Below are 235 nucleotides of genomic sequence, written 5' to 3'. Positions count from 1 at the left end.
CGCTGACCGGCGACATGGATTATGTGCTGCACATCGACGTGCGCGACCTGGAGCACTTTTCCAGCTTCCTGCTGGACAAGCTGCTCAATGCAGCGGGCGGGGCCGACGTGAACTCCAGTTTCGTGCTGCGCACGGTGAAGGACTTCAGGGCGTTGCCGTTGTCGCAGCTGGAAAGACGCCACGCGTGATTCCAGAGGTAGAGCCGACTGTTAGTCTGCAGCCCTTTGCGCAGACT

Annotated in this window: 1 protein-coding gene; it reads left to right on the top strand. The window is 60.4% G+C overall.

What is annotated here, in order from left to right; genetic code table 11:
• The coding region (locus ACQG3P_RS23805) for an Lrp/AsnC ligand binding domain-containing protein (RefSeq protein WP_426806428.1) at positions 1-188 on the top strand (188 nt) is incomplete at its 5' end.
• Positions 189-235 lie beyond the last annotated feature (47 nt).

The sequence above is a fragment of the Stenotrophomonas sp. SrG genome (assembly GCF_050031795.1).
GTDB classification, from domain to species: Bacteria; Pseudomonadota; Gammaproteobacteria; order Xanthomonadales; family Xanthomonadaceae; genus Stenotrophomonas; species Stenotrophomonas rhizophila_A.
Note: the sequence above shows the minus strand (reverse complement) of the source record. Positions and strands in the feature narration are given on the sequence as shown.